At 62.3% G+C, this 1,461-nt stretch carries 1 pseudogene; it reads left to right on the top strand.

The features are described from left to right. Positions 1–160 precede the first annotated feature (160 nt). A pseudogene (locus BMX29_RS18670) lies at positions 161–1,332 on the top strand (IS3 family transposase). Positions 1,333–1,461 lie beyond the last annotated feature (129 nt).

Consider the following 1,461-nt stretch of genomic DNA (forward strand, 5'->3'; position numbering starts at 1 on the left):
AGACTCCCCCCGGCCCACGCTGGGAGCATATTTTCGGTGGAGGGAGATGGGGGGGCAGGTGCCACCCGGGGTAGCCCCGTTATCGTATATGGCTCTGGTCTGCCCCCTGAAAAGTGGTCCTCCCTGAAGTAGGCTTTTGGGCCAGTTGGAGGACGAAGGAATGGGACAGAAGAGGCATAAGCCGGAAGAGATCGTCGCGAAGCTGAGGCAGGTCGACGTACTGTTATCGCAGGGCCGATCGGTGGCCGAGGCGGTGCGTTCGATCGGGGTGACGCAGTTTACCTACTACCGTTGGCGTAAGGAGTTTGGCGGGCTGAAGACCGACCAGGTGAAGCGGCTGAAGGAGCTGGAGAAGGAGAACGAGCGGCTGCGGAAGGCCGTGTCCGATCTCACACTCGAGAAGTTGATCCTGAGAGAGGCTGCCTCGGGAAACTACTAAGCCCCGCCCGCCGCCGCCGTTGCATCGACCACGTCAGGCAGAAGTTCTCCGTCTCGGAGCGCTTCGCGTGCCGGACACTTGGTCAGCATCGCTCGACACAACGCAAGGTGCCGCGGGGCCGTCCCGACGAAGACGCGCTGACCGCGGACATCATCGCGCTCGCCAGCCAGTACGGCCGCTACGGCTATCGCCGGATCGCGGCTCTTCTCCGCGATGCTGGATGGGCGGTGAACGTGAAGCGGGTCGAACGAATATGGCGGCGGGAGGGGCTGAAGGTACCGCATAAGCAGCCGAAGAAGGGGCGGCTCTGGTTGAACGATGGATCATGCATCCGTCTGCGGCCCGAGCGCCCGAACCACGTCTGGTCCTACGATTTTGTCGAGAGCCGGACGCATGACGGAAGGAAGTTCAGGATGCTCAATGTCATCGACGAGTTCACCCGGGAGTGCCTGGCGATCAGGATCGACCGGAGGCTCAATTCCACCGCCGTGATCGATGTTCTGACCGACCTGTTTATCCTTCGGGGAGTGCCCGGCCACGTTCGCTCAGATAACGGCCCCGAGTTCATCGCCAAGGCGGTGCGGGACTGGATCGACGCGGTGGGCGCTAACACCGCGTTCATCGAACCGGGTAGTCCTTGGGAGAACGGCTACTGCGAGAGCTTCAATTCGAAGCTCAGGGACGAGTTGCTGAACGGCGAGATCTTCTACTCGCTGGCCGAGGCACGCGTGGTGATCGAGGTATGGCGGGTCCATTACAACACGGCGCGGCCTCACTCGTCCCTGGGCTATCGGCCACCAGCGCCGGAGGCCGTTCACTGGGTACCGTTTCGATCTCCGGGATCAGCCCCGCCGCAGGCATCTACCTTGGCGCCGAGACCCGTCATGCACTAAGACTGAAACCGGACCACCCAATAGGGGCAGGCCAGCTCCGCTCACGGAAGGGGGTTTAGGGTTCGTCACCTGATCCAGGGAGGTACCGTAAGGTCATCTTCCAGCCGTGACGATTCCAGCTAGGCGAGT

The sequence above is a fragment of the Roseivivax marinus genome (assembly GCF_900109705.1).
Taxonomy (GTDB): domain Bacteria; phylum Pseudomonadota; class Alphaproteobacteria; order Rhodobacterales; family Rhodobacteraceae; genus Roseivivax; species Roseivivax marinus.